This window comes from Micropruina sp. (assembly GCF_047607385.1).
GTDB lineage: Bacteria > Actinomycetota > Actinomycetes > Propionibacteriales > Propionibacteriaceae > Micropruina.
This window is the reverse complement of record NZ_JASGDE010000111.1, coordinates 1-4,710: the sequence shown is the minus strand read 5'-3', so window position 1 is coordinate 4,710 and position 4,710 is coordinate 1. Positions and strand designations below refer to the sequence as shown.

General features: G+C 70.2%; 5 protein-coding genes. 4 read left to right on the top strand and 1 reads right to left on the bottom strand.

Features of this window, described 5'->3' with window-relative positions; translation table 11 throughout:
* Window positions 1-30: 30 nt before the first annotated feature.
* Entirely contained in the window at window positions 31-603 is a 573-nt protein-coding gene (locus QM582_RS10000) for a hypothetical protein (RefSeq protein WP_415084019.1), read from the bottom strand.
* A gap of 102 nt (window positions 604-705) precedes the next feature.
* Here QM582_RS10000 and QM582_RS09995 point away from each other — a divergent pair, with 102 nt between their 5' ends.
* From QM582_RS09995 to QM582_RS09980, 4 genes are all read left to right on the top strand, one after another.
* The gene (locus QM582_RS09995; protein WP_415084018.1) at window positions 706-1,854 is read left to right on the top strand and encodes a hypothetical protein; all 1,149 of its coding nucleotides are present in this window, start codon (window positions 706-708) and stop codon (window positions 1,852-1,854) included.
* 208 nt (window positions 1,855-2,062) lie between these two features.
* Window positions 2,063-2,692 (top strand): TetR/AcrR family transcriptional regulator, encoded by a 630-nt coding sequence (locus tag QM582_RS09990; RefSeq protein WP_415084016.1) that lies wholly within the window; start codon window positions 2,063-2,065, stop codon window positions 2,690-2,692.
* Window positions 2,693-2,716: 24 nt separating this feature from the next.
* A complete protein-coding gene (locus QM582_RS09985) occupies window positions 2,717-3,514 on the top strand; it encodes an aminoglycoside N(3)-acetyltransferase (protein ID WP_415084015.1) in 798 nt (265 codons plus the stop codon).
* A gap of 45 nt (window positions 3,515-3,559) precedes the next feature.
* Window positions 3,560-4,627 carry an MFS transporter gene (locus tag QM582_RS09980; RefSeq protein ID WP_415084013.1) on the top strand — a complete coding sequence of 356 codons (1,068 nt, stop codon included), beginning with the start codon at window positions 3,560-3,562 and terminating at the stop codon, window positions 4,625-4,627.
* Window positions 4,628-4,710 lie beyond the last annotated feature (83 nt).

Genomic DNA, 4,710 nt, shown 5'->3' with positions numbered 1-4,710 from the left:
GCGAGCCGGACCGGCTCGCGCACCACTTCTCTACGGACGGGTCGGGTTCCAGCCGTCGAGGGTCTCCCGGGTGATGGTTGCCGGCAGTCCTGGGTCTTCGTCGCTGACCCGGGTGAACCGGGTGCCGTCGACGCCCCGGTACATCCCGGCGACGCCGCCGGTGACGAAATAGACGTCGGCGAAGTCACCGTCGAGCCCGGAGCGGCTGAGGAAGAGCAGATAGCTGCTGCCCGGCTGCAAGGTCGGCGCCGGTCCCATCCATGGCGTCCCGACCTGAAGAACCCGGACGCTGGACGCCGAGCGCGGCGGATCGGCGGGATCACCACCGTCGGACGGGGCGCGTCCGAGGTCCTCGGGGAAGTACCGCACCGCGACGCTCACCGTGGCCGCCGTCTGCGCCATGCCCTGATTGACCGCCGAGACGCCCGAGACCGTCCCCGCCACGATCAGCGCGGAATCGCCGATCAGCTCCTCCAGCGACGCATAGATCTGGTGCCGGCTGCCCTCGCCCCCGAGGCCGCCGCATGCCGAGAACAACAGTGCGCTGACGACGAGAGCGCTCACCGTGGCGAGCACGCCGCGTCGCGATCGGTCGCCCCTCATCACCCCTCGCTTCGGTCGGTACCGCAGGGTACCGAAGGGCCCCGGGCCACACCAGAGTCGCCAGCTAGCATTAGTGAGTATCATTCTCATATAGTCGCCCTCATGAAAACCCCACGCACTCCCCTGGTCGTCGCCTGCGCGCTGACCGCCACCCTGCTGCCCGCCCTGACCGCCCCCCATGCCGAGGCCGCGCCGAAGGTGCGCAGCACCATCCTGGTGACGCACGCCGGCGGCGTCCTGGCCCTCGATGCCGGCACCCTGAAGCCGGTCGCCCGGATCGCCACCGGATCGCGTCCGACGGTGGCCACCTCGGAGGACCACCGGCACTTCTTCCTGATCGAGGGCTCCGCCGGCCTGGTGCAGATCGGCGACCTGCGCGGCACCCCGCACCTCAACCCGCTGCGGGTGAACGCCGCCAAGCCCAGCCACGTCGTCGCCCACGGCAACACGACCGCGATCTTCGACGACGGCACCGGGACCATTCAGCTGCTGAAGAACTCCGACCTGGACAAGTCGTCGGCGTCCATCCGCACGCTCAGCCCGTTCGCCGCGCACCACGGCGTCGCCATGCCGATCGAGAACGGACGACTGCTGGTCAGCACCCCCGGCACCGAGCCCGGCCAGCGGGTCGGCTTCGCCCGGGTGAAGGCGTCCAACGGACGTGTCGAGAAGCGCTGGAACAACTGCCCGAAGATCCACGGCGAGGCGGAGGCCGCCGGTGGCGCGGTGGCGTTCGGCTGCGACGACGGCGTGGTGATCTACCGCAAGGGCAAGGTCACCAAGGCCTACGAACCGGTGGGCGCACCCGACGGCTTCAGCAGCCATCTGGCCGGCTCCGAGGAGTCGCCGATCATCGCGGGCAGCTACAACGCGACCCATGTCGCACTGGTCGACACCCGCACCGCCCGTACCAAGCTGCTCGATCTCGGACTGGTCTACGGCACGCTGACCTGGGCCGAGAAGAAGCTGGTGGCGCTGGGCACCGACGGCAAGGTGTACGTGATCAACCCGGCCAAGGCGAAGGTCGAGGCGGCCATTCCGGTCATCGACGCCTGGACCAAGCCCGACGACTTCTATGCCGCCCGGCCCACCCTGACCACGGTCGGCCACCGGGTGATCGTCGCCGACTCGGCGTCCAAGACCCTACGCACCCTCGACCTGGAGACCGGCGAGGTGAGCGCCCCGACCACGATCGACGTCGAACCGCTCGCGGTCAACGCGGCCGGACCGGGTTCCGGGCACCAGCACTGAATCCGGACTCGACCCCGTCCACCCACCTCTAGCGACATTGCCCTGCTTCGGCTTCGTTCACGTGGTTCAAACCAGGTGAACGAAGCGAAACCAGGGCAATGTTGCTGTCCGGACGACCCACACACACCACCCTCGCCACCGCCAACACCCTCACCACCGCCACTCTGATGTACGGGCGTACATCACAGTGGTACGCTCGTACACCGTGATGGACGATTCCGACACCGCTCCCGGTGTCCACCGGGCGCCGGGGCGTCCGGACGATCGGACCGCCACGGCCGACGCGGCAACCAGGGCCAGCGGCCAGCCCGATCCCGGACGCCGCGACCGGATCGTCGACGCCGCTCTGGAGGTGATCGCCGCCCACGGTGTGGCCGGCACCTCGCACCGCAAGGTCGCCGCCGCGGCCGGCGTCCCGCTCGGGTCGATGACCTACTACTTCGCGGGCATGGACGAGCTGCTGCACGACGCCTTCGACCGCTTCGCCGACCGCGGCGTGGCACGGTTCGCCGAACGGATGACGCGGGCCCACACCCCGGCGGAGGCGCTCAACGCGGTGGTCGAGGGCATCGTCGCCGACATCCCTCCCAGCGGCTCGGACGAGCAGGTCGTGCTGTACGAGCTCTACACCCTCGCCGCCCGCGACCCGGCCTTCCGGGACATCACCGAACGATGGATGCTCCGGGCTCGGACGGCCCTCGAAAGGCACTTCGACCCGCTCACCGCGCGGCTGCTCGACGCCCTCATCGAAGGCCTCGCCGTCCACCGCACCCTCGACCGCGACCCCGCCGAGATCGGCCAGATGGTCGAAGGCATCCGGCGCATCACCCGTCCCTAGACCGCACCAGCCCGAAGGATCCCCATGCCTGACCTATCCCCCGACACCGCCCCGGTGACCGGCCGGCAGCTCGTCGCCGACCTGCGCGAGCTGGGCGTCCGGGCGGGAGCCACCGTCATGGTGCACACTTCGCTGCGTTCCCTGGGCTGGGTGATCGGTGGTGCCCAGACCGTGCTGGAGGCGCTGCGCGAGGCGGTCGGGCCCGAGGGGACGCTGGCGATGCCGACCCAGTCCTGGCAGCTGTGCGACCCGGCCTTCCTGGACGAGACTCCGCCGCAGTGGTGGCCCACGATCCGGGAGAACCTGCCGCTCTACCACCCGGCCACCACGCCCAGCCAGACCATGGGGATCGTCGCCGAACTGTTCCGCACCACCCCGGACGCGCTCCGCAGCCCGCACCCGCACCGGTCCATCACCGCCGCGGGTCCGCGGGCGGCCCAGGTCACCGCCACCCACCCGCTGGACGCCCCGGCCGGCGAGCAGTCGCCGCTCGGTGCGCTGGTCGAACTGGACGCCTGTATCCTGCTGCTCGGCGTCACCGCCGCCAAGGTCACCGCGCTGCACCTGGCCGAACACCGCGCCGCCTACCCGGGCAAGCGGACGGTCCGCAACGGCGTCGCGATGCTCGTCGACGGACGCCGGGAGTGGCTGAGCTGGGACGAGCTGGACGTCCACGACCACGACTTCGTCGAGGTCACCGAGGCGTTCGCGTCCGACACCGGACTCGTCCGAACCCTACGGGTCGGCGCGGCGAACGCCCAGCTGATGCCGATGCGTCCGCTGGTGGACTACGCCGCCGGCTGGTTCACCAGCCACCGGTAGCCTCCGACACTGCCCCTGTCCACCGCCTCGAACGACGGGAACTCCATGCCAGCACTGCCTCTCGGCCCCGAGCACTACAGCGGAACCAAGCGGGCCAGCTACACCGGCTACGTGGTCCAGGCCATCGTCAACAACCTGGCGCCGCTGCTGTTCGTCATCTTCCACACCCAGTTCTCGATCCCGCTGGCGCAGCTGGGGCTGATCGCGGCGCTCAACTTCGGCGTCCAACTGCTCACCGACTTCGTCGCGATGTTCTTCGTGGACAAGGTCGGCTACCGGGTTCCGATCGTGCTGGCGCACGTCTTCGCAGCCATCGGCCTGGTGCTGCTGGCCATCCTCCCGACGGCGATGCCCAGCCCGCTGCTCGGACTGTGCATCGCGGTCTCGGTGTACGCGATCGGCGGCGGACTGCTGGAGGTGCTGGTCAGCCCGATCGTCGAGCACCTGCCCACGCCGGCCCACCAGAAGGCGTCCGGGATGGCGCTGCTGCACTCCTTCTACTGCTGGGGCCAGTTGGCGGTGGTGGTCGGCACCACCACCCTGCTCGCCGCGATCGGCACCCAGCATTGGGTGTGGCTGCCGGCGATCTGGGCGATCGTGCCGCTGATCAACACCTTCGTGTTCCTCCGCGTCCCGATGCCGGAGACGGTGGCGGAGGACGATCGCACCTCGCTGCGCGATCTGTTCGGCACCCCGATGTTCCTGGCCGCGCTGGTGCTGATGATGACCGGCGGCGCGGCCGAGCTGACCATGGTGCAGTGGTCGTCCTTCTTCGCCGAGAAGGGCATCGGGGTTGGCAAGGAGATCGGCGACCTGCTCGGTCCGGGGCTGTTCGCGCTGCTGATGGGCATCGGACGTTTCGCGTACGGCATCTGGGGCACCGGCGTCGACCTGCGCCGCGTCCTGATCGTCTCCAGCATCGGTGCCGCCGCCTGCTACCTCGTCGCGGCGACCTCACCGGTGGCGATCGTCAGCCTGCTCGCCTCGGCGGCGTGCGGCCTGATGGTGGCGCTGCTGTGGCCCGGCACCTTCTCGCTGACCGCGGCCCGCTTCCCGATGGGCGGCGCCGCGATGTTCGCCATCCTGGCGCTGGCCGGCGACGCCGGCGGGTGATGTTCAACCTCGTCCTCATCGCCACCGCCGTCGGCGCCGGGGTTCGGGGCAGGCGTGACCAGGTCCGCCGGCGTGCCCGTCAG